General features: G+C 56.9%; 20 protein-coding genes. 17 read left to right on the forward strand and 3 right to left on the reverse strand.

The window, feature by feature from the left end; all coding sequences use genetic code 11:
* Positions 1-137: 137 nt before the first annotated feature.
* From ACP26L_RS00545 to ACP26L_RS00605, 13 genes are all read left to right on the forward strand, one after another.
* Complete coding sequence (locus ACP26L_RS00545; protein WP_426450512.1) at positions 138-965, forward strand: flagellin; 828 nt, start codon at positions 138-140, stop codon at positions 963-965.
* A 154-nt stretch (positions 966-1,119) separates the two neighbouring features.
* On the forward strand, positions 1,120-2,340 hold the full coding sequence (gene fliB / locus ACP26L_RS00550; protein ID WP_426454771.1) for a flagellin lysine-N-methylase: 1,221 nt from the start codon (positions 1,120-1,122) through the stop codon (positions 2,338-2,340).
* A gap of 249 nt (positions 2,341-2,589) precedes the next feature.
* On the forward strand, positions 2,590-3,417 hold the full coding sequence (locus ACP26L_RS00555) for a flagellin (protein WP_426450512.1): 828 nt from the start codon (positions 2,590-2,592) through the stop codon (positions 3,415-3,417).
* Between the two features lie 150 nt (positions 3,418-3,567).
* Positions 3,568-4,797, forward strand: a complete 1,230-nt coding sequence (fliB, locus tag ACP26L_RS00560; protein ID WP_426450514.1) for a flagellin lysine-N-methylase — start codon at positions 3,568-3,570, stop codon at positions 4,795-4,797.
* Between the two features lie 191 nt (positions 4,798-4,988).
* Entirely contained in the window at positions 4,989-5,381 is a 393-nt protein-coding gene (locus tag ACP26L_RS00565) for a flagellar protein FlaG (protein ID WP_426450515.1), read from the forward strand.
* 19 nt (positions 5,382-5,400) lie between these two features.
* Complete coding sequence (gene fliD, locus ACP26L_RS00570) at positions 5,401-6,897, forward strand: flagellar filament capping protein FliD (RefSeq protein ID WP_426450516.1); 1,497 nt, start codon at positions 5,401-5,403, stop codon at positions 6,895-6,897.
* Between the two features lie 37 nt (positions 6,898-6,934).
* On the forward strand, positions 6,935-7,336 hold the full coding sequence (gene fliS / locus ACP26L_RS00575; RefSeq protein ID WP_426450518.1) for a flagellar export chaperone FliS: 402 nt from the start codon (positions 6,935-6,937) through the stop codon (positions 7,334-7,336).
* Positions 7,329-7,667 (forward strand): flagellar protein FliT, encoded by a 339-nt coding sequence (locus ACP26L_RS00580; RefSeq protein WP_426450519.1) that lies wholly within the window; start codon positions 7,329-7,331, stop codon positions 7,665-7,667. Before fliS ends, ACP26L_RS00580 begins: the two co-directional genes overlap by 8 nt.
* Positions 7,668-7,950: 283 nt before the next feature.
* Entirely contained in the window at positions 7,951-8,148 is a 198-nt protein-coding gene (locus tag ACP26L_RS00585) for a cold shock domain-containing protein (RefSeq protein ID WP_013913932.1), read from the forward strand.
* Positions 8,149-8,364: 216 nt separating this feature from the next.
* Positions 8,365-8,922, forward strand: a complete 558-nt coding sequence (hpf, locus tag ACP26L_RS00590; protein ID WP_426450520.1) for a ribosome hibernation-promoting factor, HPF/YfiA family — start codon at positions 8,365-8,367, stop codon at positions 8,920-8,922.
* Positions 8,923-9,273: 351 nt separating this feature from the next.
* Positions 9,274-11,784 (forward strand): preprotein translocase subunit SecA, encoded by a 2,511-nt coding sequence (secA, locus tag ACP26L_RS00595; RefSeq protein ID WP_426450522.1) that lies wholly within the window; start codon positions 9,274-9,276, stop codon positions 11,782-11,784.
* 123 nt (positions 11,785-11,907) lie between these two features.
* A protein-coding gene (prfB, locus tag ACP26L_RS00600; protein WP_426450523.1) for a peptide chain release factor 2 occupies positions 11,908-13,027 on the forward strand; the annotation gives its coding sequence in 2 pieces (ribosomal slippage) (positions 11,908-11,979 and positions 11,981-13,027; 1,119 coding nt in all).
* A gap of 414 nt (positions 13,028-13,441) precedes the next feature.
* Positions 13,442-14,332, forward strand: a complete 891-nt coding sequence (locus ACP26L_RS00605) for a YitT family protein (protein ID WP_426454772.1) — start codon at positions 13,442-13,444, stop codon at positions 14,330-14,332.
* Positions 14,333-14,344: 12 nt separating this feature from the next.
* Here ACP26L_RS00605 and fdhD read toward each other — a convergent pair whose 3' ends face one another.
* The 3 genes from fdhD to ACP26L_RS00620 form a co-directional block, all read right to left on the reverse strand.
* Complete coding sequence (gene fdhD, locus ACP26L_RS00610) at positions 14,345-15,157, reverse strand: formate dehydrogenase accessory sulfurtransferase FdhD (RefSeq protein ID WP_426450524.1); 813 nt, start codon at positions 15,155-15,157, stop codon at positions 14,345-14,347.
* 6 nt (positions 15,158-15,163) lie between these two features.
* On the reverse strand, positions 15,164-17,518 hold the full coding sequence (locus tag ACP26L_RS00615; RefSeq protein ID WP_426450525.1) for an FdhF/YdeP family oxidoreductase: 2,355 nt from the start codon (positions 17,516-17,518) through the stop codon (positions 15,164-15,166).
* Positions 17,519-17,776: 258 nt separating this feature from the next.
* Entirely contained in the window at positions 17,777-18,136 is a 360-nt protein-coding gene (locus ACP26L_RS00620) for a DUF2294 domain-containing protein (RefSeq protein ID WP_426450526.1), read from the reverse strand.
* Between the two features lie 440 nt (positions 18,137-18,576).
* Between ACP26L_RS00620 and argC the strand changes: the two genes are divergently transcribed.
* The 4 genes from argC to ACP26L_RS00640 all read left to right on the forward strand — a co-directional run bounded on the left by argC (position 18,577) and on the right by ACP26L_RS00640 (position 23,025).
* A complete protein-coding gene (gene argC, locus ACP26L_RS00625; protein WP_426450528.1) occupies positions 18,577-19,626 on the forward strand; it encodes an N-acetyl-gamma-glutamyl-phosphate reductase in 1,050 nt (349 codons plus the stop codon).
* Between the two features lie 40 nt (positions 19,627-19,666).
* Positions 19,667-20,896: a bifunctional glutamate N-acetyltransferase/amino-acid acetyltransferase ArgJ gene (gene argJ / locus ACP26L_RS00630; RefSeq protein WP_426450529.1), complete on the forward strand. Its 1,230-nt coding sequence runs from the start codon at positions 19,667-19,669 to the stop codon at positions 20,894-20,896.
* 103 nt (positions 20,897-20,999) lie between these two features.
* On the forward strand, positions 21,000-21,791 hold the full coding sequence (gene argB / locus ACP26L_RS00635) for an acetylglutamate kinase (protein WP_426450530.1): 792 nt from the start codon (positions 21,000-21,002) through the stop codon (positions 21,789-21,791).
* Positions 21,792-21,831: 40 nt separating this feature from the next.
* Positions 21,832-23,025, forward strand: a complete 1,194-nt coding sequence (locus ACP26L_RS00640; RefSeq protein WP_426450531.1) for an acetylornithine transaminase — start codon at positions 21,832-21,834, stop codon at positions 23,023-23,025.
* Positions 23,026-23,086: the final 61 nt, after the last annotated feature.

Here is a 23,086-nt window from a genome sequence, read left to right on the forward strand (position 1 = left end):
TGCCCTGCTGCAGGACGATATATATATCATGAGGGGATGAGAGAGCGGGCGAGCGAGCCCGAAGGACATCAGCCCTCCACCAAAATACCAAACGATCCACAAGGAAGTGGACGTCCAATTCAGGGAGGAAGAACAACATGAGAATCAACCACAACATTAGCGCACTGAACACGCACCGCCAGCTGACAGCGAACACAGCTAACGCAAGCAAGAACATCGAGAAGCTGTCTTCGGGTCTTCGCATCAACCGTGCAGGCGACGACGCCGCAGGTCTGGCCATCTCCGAGAAAATGCGCGGCCAAATCCGCGGTCTCGATCAGGCATCCCGCAACGCACAGGACGGTATCTCCCTGATCCAAACAGGCGAAGGCGCCCTGCAGGAAGTTCACTCGATTCTCCAGCGTCAGCGTGAGCTCGCTGTTCAATCGGCGAACGACACGAACGTAACTGCCGATAGAACTGCGCTCAAAGCTGAATTCGACCAACTCTCCAACGAGATTGGCCGTATTAAAGACAACACGACGTTCAACACGCAGAAGCTGCTCGACGGCAGTGCCGCAGCGGATCTGAAGATCCACGTAGGTGCAGATGCTGGTCAAACGATCGACATCAACCTGAAGACAGCAGGCGTAGACCTGACGGCGATCCAATCGGCAGCCGCGGGTGCAGACATCTCCACCCAAGCCGGAGCTGACACAGCGATCACGACGATCAACACGCAAATCGAGTCCGTATCGTCCGGCCGCTCGTACCTGGGTGCGCTGCAGAACCGTCTGGAGCACACGATCAACAACCTGGACAACGCGTCCGAGAACCTGACTGCATCCGAGTCCCGGATCCGCGACGTAGACATGGCGAAAGAAATGATGGAGCAGACAAAGAACAACATCCTGTCGCAGGCTGCGCAGGCGATGCTGGCTCAAGCAAACCAGCAGCCGCAAGGCGTACTGCAGCTGCTCCGTTAATCATAAGGGGGGAATGGAGAAAACCATTCCCCTTTCTTTTTTTTGGAAGTTGATTTTTCCAAGGGCAAAAGTTGAACGCCACTGTCACACAAGTCCCTATTTTCCCTTTGGAAAAATCAGACTAAATGAATAGGAGTTGATGTCAATGACAACGATGGTCGATACGTTAATTCCTGAATACGTAAAGAGGTTCACCTGTATCGGAGGAGCATGTGAGGATACGTGCTGCTCGGGGTGGACAGTCAATATAGATGAACAAACGTACAAGAAGTATAGGAAGGTAAAGCACCCGGAATTCAAATCGAGACTTCAAGATCATGTAGTAAAGAACAAGCATAACCCGACGCCAAACTTTGCCGCGAGAATGAAGCTGGAGCAGTCCCGCTGCTCTTTTCTAAACACGGAGAATCTCTGTGATATTCAATTGAACTTGGGCGAGAGCTTCTTGTGCACAACCTGCTCGGTGTATCCAAGAAGAACCAACAAGGTCAACGGACTGCTTGAACAATCTCTCTCCGTGTCCTGTCCGGAAGCTGCACGGCTTGTCATGCTGAATCCGGAGGGAATTCTGTTCGAGCAGCATCAGGACAAGAGAGATTCCTTCAAGTGGATTTCCGCCGATATTGAGACGCGCGGCGGCAGTGTGTCCGATTGGAGAAGCTTCTTCGAAGAGTATCGCTATGTCACCATCTCCATTCTGCAGAACCGGGCGTACACGCTGGAAGAACGCCTGCTCATCACCGGCTTGATGTACAGTGAGCTTCAGGAATGTGTATCGGGGAACAAACTGCAGGACATTCCGGATGTGCTCGGGAATTATTTGAGGTGCTTGGAAGACGGAACGTTTCATGGAGCGTTCGATGAGGTCTCCAAACGGTTGGACATCCAGCTGCGCATCTGCCGAGAGCTCGTAGTGCTCGGTCTGAAGCATACGCCCGGTTCTGTGAGATACCTGGAATGCTCCCGGGACATGATGTCGGGATTGGGGATCGGCGACGAGGCGGAAGACAAGCAGATCGAAGAGAGCTATGGGCGGGCCTATGCCGCGTATTATGAACCTTTTATGCAAGAGCACGGATATATGCTAGAGAACTATCTCGTGAATTATGTGTTCAAGAACGTGATGCCTCTTGACAGCTCGTCCCTGTTTGAAAGCTATACCCGGATGATTATGCATTATTCACTGATTAAGATTCATATGGTGGGCATTGCAGGTCACGTGCAGGGGCTGACGACGGACACGGTCATCAAGCTGATCCAGTCAATATCCAAGACCTTTGAGCACAGCGTAGAGTATTTCGAGAACATCATGACGCTTGTGAAGGACAATGGCTTTATGTCCATGGCGTACATGTCCATTCTTATCAAAAACTAAGATGCAGTAATACAGGACCTTGGCGGAGAGCCGGGGTCTTTTTATCTTCGGGGCCTAGCCTCGTCTTACAGGAAAGAGATCCCTGCTTAAAACAGCCTCCGGGCTATTCACTATCCCCTGCCGCAGGACGATATATATATCATGAGGGGATGAGAGAGCGGGCGAGCGAGCCCGAAGGACATCAGCCCTCCACCAAATACCAAACGATCCACAAGGAAGTGGACGTCCAATTCAGGGAGGAAGAACAACATGAGAATCAACCACAACATTAGCGCACTGAACACGCACCGCCAGCTGACAGCGAACACAGCTAACGCAAGCAAGAACATCGAGAAGCTGTCTTCGGGTCTTCGTATCAACCGTGCAGGCGACGACGCTGCAGGTCTTGCCATCTCCGAGAAAATGCGCGGCCAAATCCGCGGTCTCGATCAGGCATCCCGCAACGCACAGGACGGCATCTCCCTGATCCAAACAGGCGAAGGCGCCCTGCAGGAAGTCCACTCGATCCTTCAGCGTCAGCGTGAACTCGCTGTTCAATCCGCGAACGACACGAACGTTACTGCCGATAGAACTGCGCTCAAAGCTGAATTCGACCAACTCTCCAACGAGATTGGCCGTATTAAAGACAACACGACGTTCAACACGCAGAAACTGCTCGACGGCAGTGCCGCAGCGGATCTGAAGATCCACGTAGGTGCAGATGCTGGTCAAACGATCGACATCAACCTGAAGACAGCAGGCGTAGACCTGACGGCGATCCAATCGGCAGCCGCGGGTGCAGACATCTCCACCCAAGCCGGAGCTGACACAGCGATCACGACGATCAACACGCAAATCGAGTCCGTATCGTCCGGCCGCTCGTACCTGGGTGCGCTGCAGAACCGTCTGGAGCACACAATCAATAACCTGGACAACGCATCCGAGAACCTGACTGCATCCGAGTCCCGGATCCGCGACGTAGACATGGCGAAAGAAATGATGGAGCAAACGAAGAACAACATCCTGTCGCAGGCTGCGCAGGCGATGCTGGCTCAAGCGAACCAGCAGCCGCAAGGCGTACTGCAGCTGCTCCGTTAATCATAAGGGGGGAATGGAGAAACCATTCCCCTTTCTTTTTTCGGAAGTTGATTTTTCCAAGGGCAAAAGTTGAGTGCCACTGTCACCCGAGTCCCTATTTTTCCCTTTGGAAAAATTAGACTACACCTACACAAAAGGAGCTAATCCAATATGACTGCATGGATAGAGACGCTGTTTCCTGAATATGTATCCAGGTTCACCTGTATCGGAGGGGCATGTGAGGATACCTGCTGCTCCGGATGGACGGTTAATATTGATGAGGCTACCTATAAGAAATATAACAAGGTGAAGCATCCGGAATTCAAATCGGCGCTGGAGCAAAACGTGATCCCCAACACGGCCAATCCGTCCAAAAACTTTGCGGCAAGAATGAAATTGGAGCACTCCAAATGTTCTTTTCTGAATACGGAGGGCTGGTGCAGCATTCAACTGAAGCTGGGCGAGGATTATCTCTGCAACACCTGTTCCATCTATCCTAGAAGATTCAATAAAGTCAACGGGGTCATGGAGCAGTCTTTGTCTGTGTCCTGTCCGGAAGCAGCCCGTGTAGTCATGCTGAATCAAGAGGGCATCGGATTCGAGCAGGGTAAAGGGAAGGCCTCCTCCTTCAAGGAGATCACAAGTACCGTCCAGACGCGCAGCGGGGCTATCACCGATTGGAAGCAGCTGTTTGACGAATACCGCTATGTGACGATCGCCATCCTGCAGAACCGAAGCCATTCGCTGGAGGAGCGCCTGCTGATCCTGGGAATGTTGTTCAATGAATTGAATGAATGTGTGAGCGCAGGGAAGCTCGGAGAGATCCCCGATGTTCTTGGCAATTACCTGAGATGTACGGAGGATGGAACGCTGCAGGGGGCATTTGACCATATCGCCAAGCGCTTGGACATTCAGCTTCGCATCTGCCGGGAGCTGGTCGTGGTGCGTTTGAACCAATCGATCAGTTCCGCCCGTTACCTGGAATGTTCCAGAGAGATGATGTCGGGGCTCGGGCTGCAAAATCATCTGACGGACCGCCAGATGGAAGAGATGTACGAGCAGGCCTATGCCGCTTATTACGAGCCGTTCATGCGGGAGCATGAATATATGCTCGAGAATTACCTGGTGAATTACGTCTTCAAGAACTGTATGCCGCTTGACAGTGCCGCCCCTTTCGAGAGCTACACCCGAATGATCATGCATTATTCCCTGATCAAAGCCCATTTGGTAGGAATGGCAGGGTACCACCAGGGGCTGGACACCGATCTTGTGATCAAGCTGGTTCAATCGATCTCGAAGACCTTCGAGCACAACACCGAATATTTCGAGAAAGTGATGCAGCTTGTGAAAGAAAGCGGCTTTATGACCCTCCCGTATATCTCCATCCTCATTAAAAACTAGGAAGGATGGCCTATCCTAGCTCATGGCAGATAGTGAAGGAGAGAGATCTTGGTCCGTACCGGGGTCTCTTTTCTTTGCCGCCCATCATCTACCAGTGAAAAGTAGGAATAAAGAGCTAACTACCTATAACACGAGGTCACTCCGAAGCCGATATATAAGATAAGATCGCAACTCGGGAGGGAAAGAAAAGTATGGACACGCCCGTATCGAACAGTGGGATCGAGCGTATTCCGGCCGTAAGTCCGGCGCCCAAAGCCAGCAGCAAAGAGGCGGAAGCGGCTGCCGCCAGCGTGGTCGAATCCATTCATTCGGTCAAAGAAATGAGGCAGGCGGAATACCGCGGCGAAGATATCACCATCAGTGATGAACAGATCGTAAAGGCGTTGGAGCGGGCAATCAAGGCGGTGGAGGGAAAGAACACTTCGCTGAATTTCTCCATCCACGAAAAGACGAAGCAGATCATGGTCAAAGTCATCGATAAGGAATCGGGCCAGGTCATTCGTGAGGTTCCACCGGAGAAAAACCTTGATTTTCTCGCAAAACTGTGGGAAATGGCCGGAATTCTGGTGGATGAAAAGCGTTAATTAAGAAAGGGTGGATGTTATGGTTACTCGTTTGACCGGCATGTCCAGTGGTCTGGATACCGATACCCTCATTAAGCAGTTGATGAAGGCAAACCGGATTCCGGTGGACAAGATGGGACAGCAGAAGCAGATCGTCGAATGGCAGCGTGATGCTTACAAGGAGATCAACGCGAAGATTCTCGACTTCCGTAACAACAAGCTGTTTAACTTCAAAAGAGAAGGCACATTTGCTGCAAAGACGATGACCACGGTAGGAGATACTTCCGCTGTCGGTGCTCAAGTAACGGCGGATGCGGTGCCGGGCAGCCTGAAAGTGGAGGTCACGCAGCTTGCGGTCCCTTCGATCAGCACGAGCACATCGGCGATTACCGCAGATACGGCTTTCAAGACGAACGCACTGCTTAAGGACACCGAGTTCGCAGCTGGGTTTACCCCGGTCAGTCCGGCCACGACACCGGCGACGTACCAGGAATTCGATATTACCGTGAACTCGAAGACGATCCGCATCAATCCGAATACGGATTCCATGGACTCCGTCATGTCTAAGATCAGCAGCCAGGCTGGAGTTACGGCGTTTTATGACTCGACGAACCGGGTGGTTTCGCTGTCCGGAGGCGGCCAAGCGATCTCCGTATCGGGCAATTTTCTGACCAATGCGCTGAAGCTCGGAGCAGGCTCCGCCCCATCGGATGCCCAATTGAAAATTAATGGCGTGGCTACGACGCGTTCCTCTAACAGTTTTGCCGTAAACGGCGTAAATATCACGCTGAACGGTGTAGGCACAACGACAATCGATGTGAAGAGCGACACCGATAAAGTCGTCGAATCGATCAAGACGTTCCTGAGCGATTACAACAGCCTGCTCAAGACGGTTCAGGACAAGGTGGGCGAGGACAAGTTCCGGACCTATACTCCTCTGACTTCGGAGCAGAAGGAAGCCATGAAGGATACGGAGATTGAGCTTTGGGAGAATAAAGCGAAGAGCGGTCTTCTCCGGAACGACTCTATCTTGATGGGACTTGGCAACACCATGAGAACATCGATGTCCGATCCGGTCGAGACAGGCAACGCCAATTATAAGACACTCAGCTCGATAGGGATCCAGACGGGATCTTATACTGAGAAGGGCCAGCTCTATATTACAAGCGAAACGAAACTGCGGGAAGCGATCGAGAAGGACCCGCAGGCGGTGATCAACCTCTTTACTCAAGACGGCAATGGAGACACGAACCGTTCCGATGTCGGCGTAGGCGAGCGGCTGTATCAGGATTTGATGGGCAGCCTCGAGAAGATCGCCAAGAAAGCGGGGACTTCCGCATTCTCCGATATGTCCGTGTTCAAATCGGACAGTGACCTTGGCAAGCGGTTGACCGACCTGAATACGCGGATCGACACAGCTAACGATCGTTTGGCCGACATTGAAAACCGCTACTACAAACAATTTGCCGCCATGGAAGCGGCGATGAACAAATACAATTCGCAGTCATCCTATTTGTCGAATGCATTCAGCAGCTAGAATCACATCCACGGAGATCTCTTAGGAGGGAAAACGCATGCTACAAGCACAGCAAAATAAATACCTGTCCACCTCGGTTCAAACGGCGTCACCTGCTCATCTGCTGATCATGCTCTACGATGGGGCCATCCGCTTCTGCAGAGCAGGAATAGAAGCCATGAAGCAGAACCGGTATGAAGAGGTTAACCGGAATTTGGTAAAGGCACAGGATATCGTGCGCGAGCTGATGGCAACTTTGGACCCTAAGCAGCCCATCTCCGCGGACCTGGCTCAGCTCTATGATTATTTCATCTTCCGTTTGGTGGAAGCCAATCTGAAGAAAGAAACGGAAGCTGTGGAGGAAGTGCTCGAATACCTCGTCTCGCTGAAGGAAACCTGGATTCAGGCAAGCCGCGCCGCTGCAGGCGGTCAAGCAGCCGTTGGAGCAACTTATGCGTGAGCATATGGAGGCGCTGGAGGCGCTGACAGAAGGGATGGTCTCCCGTCTATCGGAGGCCTTATATGAGGAACTGGAGCAGTTCGTGCGCGACCGGGAGGAGATCATCCTCTCGATCCGCCGCAGTCTTCAGACGAACCCGGAGAGTGCGGCGGAGTATGCCGAGCGGGTTCAGCAGGTCCTCCGGCAGGACGAATCCATCATGGGGCGTATGGAAGAGCTGCGCAGCGAGGCGGCAGAACAGCTGCAGAAGGTCGATACGGCCAGGACGCAGCGGGGTGCCTATGATAAGGCTTATACGCCCGATAGTTTGTTTTTCGATAAGCGCAAATAGACAGCGCCGCTCCTTGCTTCGGCAAGGGGCTTTTTGCTGTGCACAAGTGGCTGTGGACAATGTGGACAACTTTGTTGATAACTTTGCAAAAAATGTCGGAAAACCGCATTATATCAGGCTTTTTTACTTCGAACGGAAAGTTAAGAAAATGTTAATACGCGAATTTTCTAAATATTTGGCCAACATGAAGAAGTTGCATTGACAGGGGAGTAAAGGGGATGATATATTCGAAATGCAGTAGGGAATTGTTAGCAGTTATTTGATAACGAAGGGAATGTTTTGCATGCAAGGTAAAGTAAAATGGTTTAACGCAGAAAAAGGCTATGGCTTCATCGAGCGCGAAGACGGCGGCGACGTATTCGTTCACTTCTCCGCGATTCAAACGGAAGGCTTCAAGACTTTGGAAGAAGGCCAATCTGTTGAATTCGACATCGTAGAAGGCGCTCGCGGTCCTCAAGCGGCTAACGTAATCAAGCTGTAATCATCCGGCCTCTCGGCCGCTGAATAGATGGTTATCACTGATATGATTTAGCAGCAAAAGGCACCTCCGGAAACTCCGGCGGTGCCTTTTTTGTATGCGTTTTTATGACAGGTGGCGGCTAAAGAGATATTGTAAAGAATGTTGGCGAATTGTGAAGGATTTTTGAACGTCAGGGAGGAATATAGTATACTGTAAGGACGAAAGGAGGAGTAATACATGAAATTCAACATTCGCGGTGTCAACATTGAGGTTACGGATGCGTTGAGAGATCATGTGGAAAAGAAACTCAGCAGACTCGAGAAGTACTTTGAGGCTCCCCCTACATCGGAAGTAAGCGTTTCATTAAGCGTGTTGAAGGGTCTGCAGGCCGTTGAGGTTACCATCCCACTGCCGAACCTGCTCCTGCGGGCGGAAGAGAGGCAGGCCGATATGTATGCCTCCGTCGATCTGGTGGTGGACAAGCTCGAACGCCAGATCCGCAAAGCGAAAACAAAAGCGAACCGGAAGATCCGCCAGGAAGGCGGGCTCAAGGATTTGTTCCGCGCTGCAGAGCCGGATGACGCCTACGTTGCCGTGCACGAAGAGGAAGATGAATTTGAACTGGTGCGGACGAAGCGGTTCACACTGAAGCCGATGGACATTGACGAGGCGATCCTCCAGATGAACATGGTGGGCCATAACTTTTTTGTTTTCGCCAATTCCGATACGTCCGAAGTCAATGTGGTTTACAAGCGCAACGACGGCAAGTATGGATTGATCGAACCGGCGAAGTAACCGGTCCGCTTCTCTTATTATATAACGATGAACATTCAAGGGCCCGGCAGGATAAGCCAGGCCCTTTTATTCTAGAGGAAAGGGGGATCCGTAGCATAAAAAGAGGGTAGGGTCAAAGCACCGGTACATAGGGGTCAGGAGCAAACAGGGATAGGGCTTCCAAGGAACGGCTATGCAGGTTTTGTAATGAGGAGTATGGCCTTGGGGCAAGCTTCTAGATAAGATAACCTGAGTGAAAACGCCGCTTGGGCGGCCGTGTCCCCTGGAGGGTTTGTTTGTTGCGGCAGCATGGCTAAAAATGCTACAATTTGGGGTAAGACATACCGTTCGAAAAGGAAGGGGATTAGCAGCATGCTAGGACTCGTGAAAAAAATATTCGGAGACCCCAATGACCGCGAATTAAAGCGGCTTTGGAAGGCCGTGGAGTATATTAACTCGCTCGAGCCCCAATTTGAGGGATTATCCGATGAACAACTGCGCGGCAAGACAGCCGAATTCCGCGAGCGCTTAGAGAAGGGCGAAACGCTCGACGATCTGCTCCCGGAAGCTTTCGCGGTAGTTCGGGAAGCGGGCAAGCGCTCGCTGGGCAAACGTCATTACGACGTACAGCTGATCGGGGGCATGGTTCTTCACGAGGGCAAGATCGCCGAGATGCGTACAGGGGAAGGTAAAACCCTGGTCGGTACGCTTCCGGTGTACCTGAACGCACTTGCGGGCAAGGGCGTCCACGTGGTTACCGTCAACGACTATCTCGCCCAGCGGGACAGTGCGGAGATGGGGCAGCTTCACAATTTCCTCGGCTTGACCGTCGGAGTGAACCTGTCGAATATGTCCCACGAGGCGAAACAGGCGGCCTACGCCTGTGACATTACGTACGGAACGAACAACGAGTTCGGTTTCGATTACCTGCGCGATAACATGGTTGTATATAAAGAACAGATGGTACAGCGTCCGCTGTCCTACTGCGTCATTGACGAAGTGGATTCGATTCTCGTCGACGAAGCGCGTACGCCGCTCATTATTTCGGGACAAGCCGCCAAGTCGACCGAGATGTACCTGATCGCCGACCAGGTGGTCAGCCGTCTCACCGAAGAGGAAGATTACATTATCGACATCAAGGTCCGCTCGGTTACGCTGACGGAAGCCGGTGTGGCCAAGGTGGAGAGATCGTTCGGCATCGAGAACCTGTTCGATCACGAGCATGTGACGATCAACCACCACGTGCAGCAGGCCCTGAAGGCCCATGCGATCATGAAGCGCGATGTGGATTACGTCGTGTCCGAAGGCGAAATCATGATCGTCGACGAATTCACCGGCCGTCTCATGACCGGCCGCCGCTACAGTGAAGGTCTGCACCAGGCGATCGAAGCGAAGGAGCACCTGCAGGTGCAGAACGAGTCGATGACGCTCGCTACGATCACGCTGCAGAACTACTTCCGGATGTACCGCAAGCTCTCCGGTATGACCGGTACTGCGAAGACGGAAGAGGAAGAGTTCAAGAAGATCTACGGTCTTGAGGTTATCACGATTCCGACGAACAAGCCTACGATCCGTCAGGATATTCCGGATGTCGTCTACAAGTCGGTGCAGAGCAAATTCCGCGCCGTAGTCAACGAGATTGTGGAACGGCATAAGAACAAGCAGCCGGTACTCGTCGGTACGGTGTCCATCGAGAACTCGGAAGTACTCTCCGAGATGCTGAAGAAGAAGGGCATCCCGCATAAAGTCCTGAACGCTAAGTACCATGCGGAGGAAGCGGAGATCGTCTCCCGTGCCGGCCAGCTCGGAGCGGTCACGATCGCGACCAACATGGCAGGCCGCGGTACGGATATTACGCTGGGTGAAGGTGTCGCCGAACTCGGCGGTCTGCATATCATAGGTACGGAACGGCATGAGAGCCGCCGGATCGACAACCAGCTGCGTGGCCGTGCAGGCCGTCAGGGGGACCCGGGCTCCTCGCAGTTCTACCTCTCGCTTGAAGATGAGCTCATGCGCCGGTTCGGTGCGGAGAACATCATGGGCATGATGGACCGTCTGGGCTTCGAGGAAGACCAGCCGATCGAGAGCAAGCTGATCTCCAAGGCCATCGAGTCCGCCCAGAAGCGGGTGGAGGGCAACAACTTCGACGTGCGTAAGGTCGTCCTCCAATATGACGACGTGATGAACCAGCAGCGGGAGATCATCTACAAGCAGCGCCGCGAGGTTATCGAATCGGAGAACATCCGCGAGATCGTGATGGGCATGATTCTGCCGGTCATCGACCGCATCGTCGATGCGCACTGTGCCGAGGACCTGCCGGAGGAGTGGGATCTGCAGGCCATCGTGGATTACTGCAACGGTACGTTCCTGCATGAGGGACAGCTCAAGGCCGAAGAGCTCGAAGGCAAGGAGAAGGAAGACATCGCCGAGTACCTCAAAGGCGTGCTGACCCGTTTGTACGAAGATCGCGAAGCGGCCATCGGCGCCGAATTCATGCGTGAATTCGAGAAGGTGGTTCTGCTGCGTGCGGTAGACAGCAAGTGGATGGATCATATCGATGCGATGGACCAGCTGCGCCAGGGCATTCACCTGCGGGCGTACGGCGGTACGGATCCGCTCCGCGAGTACCAGTTCGAGGGCTACGAGATGTTCCAGGAGATGATCCAGAGCATCCAGGAGGAAGTCGCTACGTACATCATGAAAGCCCACGTAGAGACGAACCTCGTGCGGGAAGCGGTCGTGGACGAGAACGAGATGGCGACCAACGGCGAACCGGCGGTGAATCGTCCGGCTCAAGCGAGCGAAGTCATCGGCCGCAACGATCCGTGCCCATGCGGCAGCGGCAAGAAGTATAAGGCGTGCCACGGCATTCTGAAGGCATAACGAACGTCAAGCAGCCGGGAGAGAGACCCGGCCGCAAGAAGCGGGAGGTCGGGGCGAGGCCCCGGTCTCCTTTTTCACTAAAAGCAAACGGTAATCATAAATATTCATAAAGAGGTGCTGACTATGTTGGAAGCGGATGTAAAACGGGATATGCAAGAAACGGCCAAGCGATTGGCTGAGCTTAGGGGGTCTCTTTGACTTAGATCTGAAGCTCGAACAGATCGCGGATTACGAAGAGAAGATGTCAGCCCCGGACTTCTGGGACGACAACGAGAAGGCGCAGAAGCTCATTGCCGAGATGAACGCGATCAAGGGCAGCATTGACCAGCTGCAGGCGCTGACGGCGGAGTATGAAGACCTCGAGCTCATGATGGAGCTCGTGCAGGAAGAGAACGATGAGAGCCTCGTATCCGAGCTCACTTCGGGGATCACCGCGCTGGTGAAGAAGCTGGAGGGCTTCGAGCTGCAGTTGCTGCTCAGCCAGCCGTACGACAAGCTGAATGCCATCCTGGAGCTGCATCCGGGGGCCGGCGGCACGGAGTCGCAGGACTGGGCGGAGATGCTGCTGCGGATGTACCGCCGATGGGCGGAGAAGCGGGGCTTCAAGGTCGAGGTGCTTGACTATCTGCCAGGCGACGAGGCGGGAGTGAAAAGCGTGACGCTGCTGATTCAAGGCTACAACGCTTACGGCTATCTCAAGGCGGAGAAGGGTGTGCATCGGCTGGTACGCATCTCGCCGTTCGATTCCTCGGGGCGCCGGCATACGTCGTTCGTCTCGTGCGATATCATGCCGGAGATTGACGATGACGTGGAAGTTGAGATCCGGACAGAGGACCTCAAGGTCGACACGTACCGCGCCTCCGGTGCCGGCGGACAGCACATCAACACGACCGATTCGGCCGTACGGATTACGCACATGCCTACGGGCGTTGTCGTCTCCTGCCAGACCGAGCGGTCGCAGATCAAGAACCGCGATCGTGCGATGAAGATGCTGCGTTCCAAGCTCTACGAGAAGAAGATCGAGGAGCAGCAGAAGCAGCTCGCCGAGATTCGCGGCGAAGTGTCCGATATCGCGTGGGGCAGCCAGATTCGCTCGTACGTGTTCCATCCATACAGTATGGTGAAGGATCACCGGACCGGGGAAGAGACCGGCAACGTAGGGGCGGTCATGGACGGCGATCTGGACCCGTTCATCGACGCGTATCTCCGCGGACGGATCAACAAGAAGGACCAGGAGGAGTAGTCGTTCCTGCCTGGTCCGCTCAGGATATAGAGATTGATAAAACAGGGTTGGCAAGCTCATCCTACATGGAAAAGGCGGTTGGCTTGGAGCGTGTTGTGCCGGAATTCCGGAAGCGCCCGGCCGATGCCGCACATGTGGGATTTTTTGTGAAATGAGGCGGGGGAATGTATGGCGGATCGAAGGGAAAAAGCAGTGAGGAAGACGGCGTCCATGAAGGGAGACGGGGGGCTGGCCATGCCTGCGGCCCAAGGTAAAGGCAACGCTGGAGCCGTAGGGGAACATGGGGGCCGCGGCGTGGGTTGGGATCATGCGGCTGTGGAACATGCGCCCGCCCGCGCAGCAGCGGATGGCTCTCCCGTGGAATTCCCGGGGCTGGGCCCCCGCGGCGGCGTCCGCCCAGCTGAGGGCAGCCGCATGAACAAGCGATCGCGCAAGGGAGGAGGCGGCCGGCCGGGCTGGATGCAGCATGTCTGGGAATACGTGCTGCTTATCCTCGGATCGCTGGTGGTGGCTTTATCGTTCAATATGTTCCTCGGCCCTAATCAAGTGGCTTCCGGTGGGGTAACCGGCATCAGCGTCATTATCGAGAAGCTCTTCGGCATTGAGCCGGCCTTCACCCAGTGGGCGCTCAACATCCCGCTGTTCCTGCTCGGCACGCTGCTGCTCGGCCGGCAGTTCGGCGCGAAGACGCTGGTCGGCTCGATCGTGCTGCCGCTGCTCGTGCTGCTGACGAAGGACCTGCCGTCCATGACCGACAACGTGCTGCTCGCCTCCATCTATGGGGGAATCGGGATCGGGGCGGGCCTCGGGCTGGTGTTCCGGGGTCGGGCTTCCACGGGAGGCATGGACCTGGCCGCCCAGATGCTGCACCGGTATACCGGGATTTCACTCGGTCTCTGCGTCGCGCTGCTGGATGGCCTGATTATTCTGACCGCGGGCGTCTTCCTCTCTCCCGAGAAAGCCATGTATGCGCTGATCGGTCTCTTCGTTACGACGAAGACGATCAATATCGTGCAGCTCGGCCTCAGCTACTCCAAAGTCGCGTTCATCATTTCGGAGGCCGAGGAGGAGATCCGGGAGGCTATCCTCTATGAGCTCGACCGGGGACTGACGAAGCTGCAGGCGACCGGAGGATATACCGGCGAGTCCAAACGGGTGCTGATGGTGGTCGTAAGCCAGACCGAGGTCAGCCGGCTCAAGGAGCTTGTCCGGCGGATCGATCCAGGCGCCTTCGTCATCCTCAGCGATACGAACGAGGTGCTCGGCGAAGGCTTCAAGCTGACGGGCAGCAGTCTCAGCCCGTAAGGATCAGGGCGGTCAAGCCCGGGCAGTCCCGGCCGATGGCTGCACCCGCTCGGGATGGGAGTACACGTTCAGGCTGCTCCCGCGGATGAAGCCGATGACGGTGATGCCAAGGTCGTCCGCCAGGTTCAGCGCCAGGTCGGTCGGCGCGGACTTTGAGAGCAGAAGGCCGATGCCCATCTTGGCCGCCTTCAATAGCACCTCGGAGGAGACGCGCCCGCTGAAGGCGAGCACTTTGTCGTGCAGCGGTAGCCCCTGCCGGAGGCTGTGCCCGAACAGCTTGTCGAGGGCGTTGTGCCGGCCGATATCGCTGCGCCGGACAAGCAGCGCGTCGGCAGAGCACAGCGCTGCGTTATGGACACCGCCCGTATGGCGGAAGACGTCGGAGCTATCCTGCAGATGAGCCATCAGCGCAAAGCACTGGTCCGGCGTCACGGTATGCCGGGAGAGAACGGTCCGGGCCGTCCGGGCATCCCCCTGGAAGTAAAACTGCCGGCTCTTGCCGCAGCAGGAGCCGATAAACCGCTTGGAATGATCCCGCTGCCGGGCCGGCAGCGGGTTTTGCAGTTCCACGTAGGCAAAGCCCTTCCATGGATCGAGCTGCAGCGAGATGATCTCGGAAGGGGACCGGATCACGCCTTCCGAGGCCAGGAAACCGACGACCCAGTCCTCGAGGTCACCTGGCGAGATGACCACGGTGGCGAACTCCTCCCCGTTCAGACGGACGGTCAGAGGCGTCTCCCGCACAATGGTGTCGCTTAGGGTCCGGAAGGCGCCGCTGCTCTCGTATCTCCATATGGTTCTTGGTGTAACCGCCTCATCGTTCATCCACGCTCACTCGCTCTCCAGTTCCAATTCTTCGATTCGCCGTTCCACGTACTTCGTATCTTTCATCGCATGATAAGTCTCCGCCTTCTCTACAATCACGGAAGTATTGTATTCCGGTATGCCCGCATGAGGTTCATACACACCGGTCGGCAGCAGCACATTGCCCTCCGGCCAGTGCACTTCGATATTGCCGGCCTTAACCGGCTCCCACTTGGCTCTCCCGTGCATGGCGCCATACCGGTTATAGACGACAATGGCGTCGTCTTCGCGCAGACCCAGCTTTCGGCCGTCCTCCGGATGCATCAGCACATGGTAGCGGTCCGCCCCGTTGAAGGGGTCCGTCTCGCTGTAGATCATGGAATTGAACTGCTTGCCCCGGCGGGTGGTCACGAAGAAGTGTCCTTCGGGCTTCCGAAGCTCCGGCAGCTCGATCGGCAGCAGCCGTCCCCGGCCATCCGGGGTCGGGCAGATGCCGTCCTCGCACAGCCAGGCGCCGCCCCACTGGAACACATCGCCCTTCGACCTTAGGTGCTGGATGCCGTCGTAGTTCGGCGCCGCCTTGGCGATCTCCCGGCGGATGTCCGCTGCGGACTGCAGGCCGAGATGCTGTGCCTCCTGCGGCCTCACCCTGGCGGCCAGCTCCGCATAGATCTGCCATTCGGCCCGGGCCTCCGGCATGCGGGGGCCCTCGATCTCCGGCGAGAAGTAGACCATCCGCTCCGTGGAGGTCGACGTGCCGCCGCCGGGCTGCTCATAGCGGGTCATCGCCGGCAGCACAATCACCGTTTCCGCCGCGCCGACGAGGGTGGAGGTGTTCAGGATGATATCCTGATGCACCCGCAGCTCTACCCGCTCGAGGCACTGCCGGATGAACTCGGGATCGGGCATCGTCTCGAGGAAGTTGCCTCCGGAGGTATAGAAGACCCGGAGACGGCGCTCGTGGTCTTCGGGCAGCACGGCGTTCTCGAGCGAGACGCCGACAATGTCCCCCTGCCAGGCGGGCAGCGGGAAGCCCCATAGCGCTTCGATGCGCTGCCGGGCGGCTTCATCGCTGATCTCCCCGCCGGGCAGCGAGAACGGGTCGGCGCCCATCTCGCCCGAGCCCTGTACTCCGCTGTGCCCGCGGATCGGCATCAGGCCGCAGTGCTCCCGGCCGAGGAATCCGCGCAGCAGCGCCAGGTTCGCAACCTGCGAGATGTTGTCGGTGCCGAAGCGGTGCTGGGTCAGGCCCATGCTCCAGACGAACACCCCCGACTTGGCGCCGGCCAGCAGCACGGCGAACTCCCTCATCCGCTCACGGGAGAGGCCGGACGACTGCTCCAGCAGCTCCCAGGGCTGAGCTTCCACATGGGCGCGCAGTTCTTCCAGTCCGTTCGTGTGGTCAGCCAGGAATGAATGGTCGAGGGCGGAGCCGGGATGTACGCGCTCCATCTCGAACCACACCTTCATGACGCCGTTCATGAAGGCGATATCTCCGCCGATGTTCACCTGATAGAAGTCGTCGGCGAGCTTTGTGCCGAACAGGGCGGACTCCGGAACAGATGGGATCCAGTACTGGTCCATCGACGGCTCATGGTACGGATTGATGACGATAATCCGGGTCCCCCTGCGCTTCGCCGCATACATATACTTGGTCGACACGGGCTGGTTGTTCGCCGCCACGCTGCCCCAGAAGACGAGCACATCCGTGCCGATCCAGTCCTTATAGCTGCACGACGAGGCGCCGATGCCGACCGACCGTTTCAGTGCGGTCTTGGAAGGGGAATGGCAGATGCGGGACGCGTTGTCGATGTGGTTCGTCCCGAGGAAGCGCGCCACCTTGGCAGCTGCATAATACGACTCGTTCGTAATGCCGCGGGCCGTAAGGTAGAAGGCCAGCTGCTTCGGATCGACCGTCGAGATTTTGGCGGCGATCGTGTCCAGCGCTTCATCCCAGGAGATGCGGGAAAACCGGCGCTCCCCCCTGCGCCTTATCAACGGATAGGGCAGGCGTCCCAGCCCGCGCAGCGCGGTGCTGTCCATGCGGCGCAGCTCGTCGATATCGGCATGCAGCACCTCTTTCGGGATGGCGGGCATCGTATTGAGCCGCAGGACGTTCAGCCGGGTCGTGCACAGATGCGGTCCGCTCAGGGTTTGGTCCTGCAGGCCGGCTACACCGAGCGCACAGCCGTCACATACCCCCTGGGTCAAAATGCGGTAGGCATAGGGCAGCTGGTCCTTGTTGTCCCAAACGGCCTTGAACGTGTCGCGGATATGCCGGGGCTTGATGCGGTTCAGCCCGAACGGGATACGGCTGGCCCAGAGGGAAGGGTCGGGACGGGCGGGCAGGGAAATACGCCCGGAATGTTTGGTTTGGCCCATATGGAACGCTCCTTGGATAAGAGAATAGGATGTGGAAGTACACAAAAAACCGCAGCAGAGATCAAGCCGGATAGGGAAAGGAAAGAAGCCTGCTTCCTTACATAAGGCTGATTCTGTTGCGGCGGTTAGTCTTGAGCAGGGTCGCTGCCAAGTGCCAACGGCACGTATGAAGTTAGAAGGCCGGTCAACCGGTGAAGGCGGTCCGGGGAGAGCCGGCATGCCTGTTATGGGAGTACGACCTTAAAAAAATAAGCGGCCTTATAGGCCGGTCTTATGCTGGATGTCTCGGTCAAAGACGAAGATGCTCATACCGATATCCTGATCGAGATCGATGTCGACGAACAGGTCCACGAAGCGGGCACCGAGCAGCTCTTCCATCTCAACGGGCCGGTGGGTCCGGTACATCTCCTTGACCATCTCGGTACGAGCGGTGCGAAGCGCCTGCTTGCCGTCGGTCGCCGTAGCGATGAACTTCTCGACAGGAGAGAGATGCCCCTCCATCTCACAGATGGCCCAGTTCTTGCAGAACGTGGTGCGAATTTCGCGCGGACCTTTGCCCATATGCTTCTTGCGAAACGCTTTCACCAGATTGCCGAAGTCGGCTTCGATTTTTGTCATGGCTACCCATTCCCCGATTCATTGACGCCTAGAAGGCAACTCAAATTTTACCATGCACCATCCCTTGAGTTCAAGAACATTCCCGCTCTTCCCCGGGGAGGAGTCCTTGCCGGCCGGTGGGAAAAATGACAAAAGCGGAAAGGGGAAGGCGAAGGGAACAGGAGCGGCGGAAGAGGCAGAGCCGGGGGGCGAGGACGCACTCCTGCCGGAAGACAAAGGTTGCAGAGCCCGAAGAGCTGGGGTACGATGAGTAGGGTGGGAAACGCCTGTCTTTAACGGATAGAAAGCCAGGGTGGGATGAAGGCCGCCGGCTCTTCTGACGGGCTGAAGTAAGATGAGCCTGCCTTACAGCCGTAATGCTGACTCATGAAAAAATGCATTGAATTATTATACCCCCGAATGTATAATAATACATAGTTTGCATGTGGAGGGAACGGATTATGTCTACACAAGTAAGAGCGGCCATTGTAGGCGCGACAGGATACGGCGGAGCGGAAACGATCCGACTGCTGCTGGCGCATCCCCATGTGGCGATCACTTCGGTTGTTTCGTCTTCGAACGCCGGGGCATCCATCGCGGATGGGTTTCCGCACCTGAACGGAATTCTGACCGACAAGCTGGATGCGGTTGTTGTGGACCTCTTGAAAGAGAAGGCGGATGTCGTCTTCCTGGCCACCCCGCACGGCATCAGCAGCGAGCTGTCGCCGAAGCTCCTGGAGGCAGGACTCAAGGTGGTCGACATCTCGGGCGACTTCCGGCTGAAGAACGGCGAAGATTACGAACAATGGTACAAACATAAGCCGGCTGATCCGGACTACATAAACAAAGCGGTATACGGGCTCTCCGAGGTATTCGGAGACGACGTCAAGGGAGCGGACTTCGTATCCAATCCGGGCTGCTATCCGACGGCTACGGCACTGGGGCTTGCTCCGCTGGCGGCTAACCGGTGGATCGACCCGAAGTCGATCATCGTCGATGCCAAGTCCGGTGTATCGGGTGCGGGACGCGGTCTCAGCCTGACGGTGCACTACTCGGAGATGAACGAGAATTTCCTGGCCTACAAGGTCAACAAGCACCAGCATACGCCTGAAATCGAACAGACGATCTCCCGTCTCGCAGGAGAAGAAGCCGTGATCACGTTCACGACGCATCTTGTACCGATGACGCGGGGAATTCTGTCCACGATCTATGTCAATCTGAAGGAAGCCCGCAGCGAGGAGGAGATCTTCGAGCTGTTCCGTTCCTATTATGAAGGACGGCGGTTCGTACGGATCCTCGAGAAGGGCAAGTTTCCGGCTACGAAGCAGGTGCTCGGCTCCAATTACTGCGACATCGGCTTGTCCCTGGACCCGCGTACCGGCCGTCTGACGGTCATCTCGGTCATCGACAACGTGGTCAAAGGCGCGGCGGGCCAGGCAATTCAGAACTTGAACCTCATGATGGGCTGGGACGAGGGCACGGGGCTGGCATTCAGTCCTGTATATCCTTAAGCGGCCTTTTCCATAATTGGCAGAACGGGAGAGAAGAGCGATGACGGTAGGCAAAGCAGCGTTCGTGGTGGTGCCGGACGGCTCCGTAACGACGCCCGCGGGATTCCGCGCAGGGGGACTGCACTGCGGACTGAAGAAGACGGAACGCCATGACCTTGGCGTAATTGTATGCGAAGTGCCTGCACAGGCAGCGGGCGTGTATACGCTCAACCAGTTTCAGGCTGCGCCGCTGGGCGTGACGAAGGAGAGCATTGCCGAAGGCGGTACGCTGCAGGTGATGCTGGTCAATTCCGGTAACGCCAATGCGTGCACCGGTCAGCAGGGCGTGGACGATGCCCGTGCGATGCGTGCGGCCGGCGCCAAGGCATTCGGCGTAGCCGAGCATCTCGTCGGCGTCACCTCAACCGGTGTGATCGGGGAACTGCTGCCGATGGGCAAGGTGCTCCCGGGGATCGAGCGGCTGCCGGCAGGCGTGAGTGCGGATGGCGGCGACGACTTCTGCCAGGCGATCCTGACCACGGATCTCGTCAAGAAGGAGATCTGCGTGTCGCTGACGGTCGGGGGCCGAACGGTGCATATTGCGGGAGCCGCCAAAGGCTCCGGCATGATCCACCCGAACATGGCTACGATGCTCGGCTTCATCACCACGGATGCCAACGTGGCAAGCGCGGACCTGCAGAAGCTGCTGAGCGAGGTGACCGATTCCACGTTCAATATGATTACCGTGGACGGCGATACGAGCACGAACGATATGGTCGTCGTTATGGCCAGCGGACTTGCGGGCGGGGAAGCACTGACTCCGCAGCACCCGGACTGGGAAGCGTTCCAGGCTGCGTTTGCCTTCGTCGGCGAGCATCTCGCCAAAGCGATTGCACGTGACGGCGAGGGGGCGACGAAGCTCGTGGAGGTCACCATTACCGGCGCGGATTCGAAAGAGGCGGCACGGGCCATCGCCAAGACGGTCATCGGCTCCTCTCTCGTGAAGACGGCGGTTTACGGTGCTGACGCGAACTGGGGCCGGATCATTGCGGCCGTCGGCCGAGCCGGGTACAAGGTGGAGACGGAGACGGTGGATGTGCGCCTCGGCGATATCACCGTGCTGGAACAGTCGCGTCCGGTGAAGTTCGACGAAGAGCGGGCGGCGGAATACCTCAAGGGCGACTTTGTCCTGATCCACGTCGATCTGCATATGGGAGATGTATCGGCGACCGCTTGGGGCTGCGATCTCACGTACGATTATGTGCGGATCAATGCTGCTTACCGGACGTAACCGGGTTACTTGCCCGGGACTGCTGAGAGAAGATATGGGCCGCTTTCCGAAAGAGCTGGGCTGCGGCCTGCAAGGGATATAGAGTAAAAGGGGATACGCGCGGATGAAAGACTGCTTTGTGATGAAATGCGGGGGCAGCACGCTCGCTGCCCTGCCGGACGCTTTCTTTGAAGACCTCCGTATTCTGCAGGAGCAGGGACTTATACCGGTCATCGTCCACGGCGGCGGTCCGGCGATCTCGGATACGCTCGGCAAGCTCGGAATCGAGACGGAGTTCGTGAACGGTCTGCGGCGCACGGACGAGAGGGTGCTCGACGTGGTCGAGATGGTCCTCGCAGGGCAGATCAACAAAGAGATCGTGCGCAAGATCCAGCGCTCCGGAGCGAAGGCGATCGGCCTCTCCGGTGTCGACGGGCATCTGATCCAGGCGGAGCCGGTGAAGAACGCGCACGAAGTGGGACTGGTCGGCGACGTAACGAATGTCAACGGAGAGCTGGTTCAGGGCATCGTAGCGATGGGCTACATGCCGGTCATCGCCCCGGTCGGCATCGGCGCCGACGGCGGGCAGCGCTATAACATCAACGCGGATACGGCGGCCGGAGCGGTAGCATCGCACATCGGTGTCGAGCGGATGATAGTAGTGACGGATGTTCCGGGCATCCTGAAGACGGTGGACGGGGAGAAGCGGGTGCTTCCTTCCGTTACGGTTCAGGAGATCGACGAGATGATCGAGAGCGGCGAAATCTATGGCGGCATGATTCCGAAGGTGCGGGCAGCCGTGCAGTGCATTCAGGGGAACGTGAAGGAAGTCGTGATCGTGAACGGCTCCGAACCGGCCGTACTCAGCAGGGTGCTCCGTGAAGGCGGCATCGGCACGCGGATCGTACGGAACTAAGATTGGAATCCTACATCGATTAAATAAAGGAGTGAACGACATGGGAGAGGCTCAAAGCGCTTTGTTTCCGAACTACGGACGGTATCCTTTTGCATTTGTGAAGGGAGAAGGCAGCAGGCTGTGGGATGAGAACGGCAAGGAGTATCTGGACCTGATGTGCGGGATTGCGGTTACGAATCTGGGGCATGCGCCGAAGCGTGTGGGCGAGCGGCTGAAGGAGCAGATCGATACGCTGTGGCATACGAGCAACCTGTACCGCATTCCGAACCAGGAGAAGCTGGCTGAACGGCTGGTGCAGCATTCCTGCGCCGACGCGGTGTTCTTCTCCAACAGTGGGGCGGAAGCGAATGAGGCGGCTATCAAGCTCGCCCGCCGGTACTTCCAGAAGGTGCTGGGCCAGCCGGAGCGCTTCGAGATTATCACCTTCCACATGTCGTTCCACGGCCGCACGCTGGCTACGCTGACCGCGACAGGGCAGGATAAGGTCAAGGAGGGCTTTGCCCCGCTGCCTCAAGGCTTCCTCTATGCGCCATTCAATGACGCAGAGGCGCTTGAGAAGCTCATCTCCTCCCGGACTTGTGCGATTATGCTGGAGATGGTGCAGGGAGAGGGAGGCGTGAACGCAGCCGACCCGGCCTTCGTTAAGCGCATCGTGGAGCTCTGCGAGGAACATGGTCTGCTGCTCATCGTCGATGAGATCCAGACAGGCATGGGCCGTACGGGCAAGCTGTTCGCCTATGAGCACTACGGCATCGAGCCGGATATCTTCACGCTGGCCAAAGGTCTTGGGAGCGGAATGCCGATCGGCGCCATGCTCGGTAAGGAAAAGCTTCGCGAAGCCTTCTCCGCCGGCAGCCACGGCTCGACCTTCGGCGGCAATTACCTTGCGACGGCGGCAGGGCTGGCGACGCTTGAGGTCATGCTGGAGGAGAAGCTGCCGGAGCGGGCGGAAGAACTGGGCGCTTACGCGCTGAGCGAGCTGAAAAGACAGCTGGACGGCAACCCGCTGGTGACGGAAGTCCGCGGGCTGGGGCTTCTGCTGGGCATCGGCCTGACCGTGCCGGCCGGCGAAATCATCGGCTCGCTGCTCGACCAAGGGATTCTTGTGATTTCGGCGGGACCGAACGTCATCCGTCTGGCACCGAGCCTGCTCATCGGCAGGGAAGATCTGGACCGGGGCATCGCGGCCATTGCGGCGGAACTGGCAAAGAAAGCAGCCGCAGCAGCGGTTTAATATACAAAGCGGCGGCGGCTTCCGGCCGGCTGCTCCGGAAAGATCCGGAGAGCCGTGCCTT

It is taken from the genome of Paenibacillus sp. S-38, assembly GCF_049942825.1.
In the GTDB taxonomy this organism is placed as follows: domain Bacteria; phylum Bacillota; class Bacilli; order Paenibacillales; family NBRC-103111; genus Paenibacillus_G.

What these genes read in the sequence shown, in the direction of transcription:
- ACP26L_RS00545 (WP_426450512.1), top strand. Translation starts at nt 138, where the DNA reads ATGAGAATCAACCACAACATTAGCGCACTGAACACGCACCGCCAGCTG.
- fliB (WP_426454771.1), top strand. Translation starts at nt 1,120, where the DNA reads ATGGTCGATACGTTAATTCCTGAATACGTAAAGAGGTTCACCTGTATC.
- ACP26L_RS00555 (WP_426450512.1), top strand. Translation starts at nt 2,590, where the DNA reads ATGAGAATCAACCACAACATTAGCGCACTGAACACGCACCGCCAGCTG.
- fliB (WP_426450514.1), top strand. Translation starts at nt 3,568, where the DNA reads ATGACTGCATGGATAGAGACGCTGTTTCCTGAATATGTATCCAGGTTC.
- ACP26L_RS00565 (WP_426450515.1), top strand. Translation starts at nt 4,989, where the DNA reads ATGGACACGCCCGTATCGAACAGTGGGATCGAGCGTATTCCGGCCGTA.
- fliD (WP_426450516.1), top strand. Translation starts at nt 5,401, where the DNA reads ATGGTTACTCGTTTGACCGGCATGTCCAGTGGTCTGGATACCGATACC.
- fliS (WP_426450518.1), top strand. Translation starts at nt 6,935, where the DNA reads ATGCTACAAGCACAGCAAAATAAATACCTGTCCACCTCGGTTCAAACG.
- ACP26L_RS00580 (WP_426450519.1), top strand. Translation starts at nt 7,329, where the DNA reads ATGCGTGAGCATATGGAGGCGCTGGAGGCGCTGACAGAAGGGATGGTC.
- ACP26L_RS00585 (WP_013913932.1), top strand. Translation starts at nt 7,951, where the DNA reads ATGCAAGGTAAAGTAAAATGGTTTAACGCAGAAAAAGGCTATGGCTTC.
- hpf (WP_426450520.1), top strand. Translation starts at nt 8,365, where the DNA reads ATGAAATTCAACATTCGCGGTGTCAACATTGAGGTTACGGATGCGTTG.
- secA (WP_426450522.1), top strand. Translation starts at nt 9,274, where the DNA reads ATGCTAGGACTCGTGAAAAAAATATTCGGAGACCCCAATGACCGCGAA.
- ACP26L_RS00605 (WP_426454772.1), top strand. Translation starts at nt 13,442, where the DNA reads ATGAACAAGCGATCGCGCAAGGGAGGAGGCGGCCGGCCGGGCTGGATG.
- fdhD (WP_426450524.1), bottom strand. Translation starts at nt 15,157, where the DNA reads ATGAACGATGAGGCGGTTACACCAAGAACCATATGGAGATACGAGAGC.
- ACP26L_RS00615 (WP_426450525.1), bottom strand. Translation starts at nt 17,518, where the DNA reads ATGGGCCAAACCAAACATTCCGGGCGTATTTCCCTGCCCGCCCGTCCC.
- ACP26L_RS00620 (WP_426450526.1), bottom strand. Translation starts at nt 18,136, where the DNA reads ATGACAAAAATCGAAGCCGACTTCGGCAATCTGGTGAAAGCGTTTCGC.
- argC (WP_426450528.1), top strand. Translation starts at nt 18,577, where the DNA reads ATGTCTACACAAGTAAGAGCGGCCATTGTAGGCGCGACAGGATACGGC.
- argJ (WP_426450529.1), top strand. Translation starts at nt 19,667, where the DNA reads ATGACGGTAGGCAAAGCAGCGTTCGTGGTGGTGCCGGACGGCTCCGTA.
- argB (WP_426450530.1), top strand. Translation starts at nt 21,000, where the DNA reads ATGAAAGACTGCTTTGTGATGAAATGCGGGGGCAGCACGCTCGCTGCC.
- ACP26L_RS00640 (WP_426450531.1), top strand. Translation starts at nt 21,832, where the DNA reads ATGGGAGAGGCTCAAAGCGCTTTGTTTCCGAACTACGGACGGTATCCT.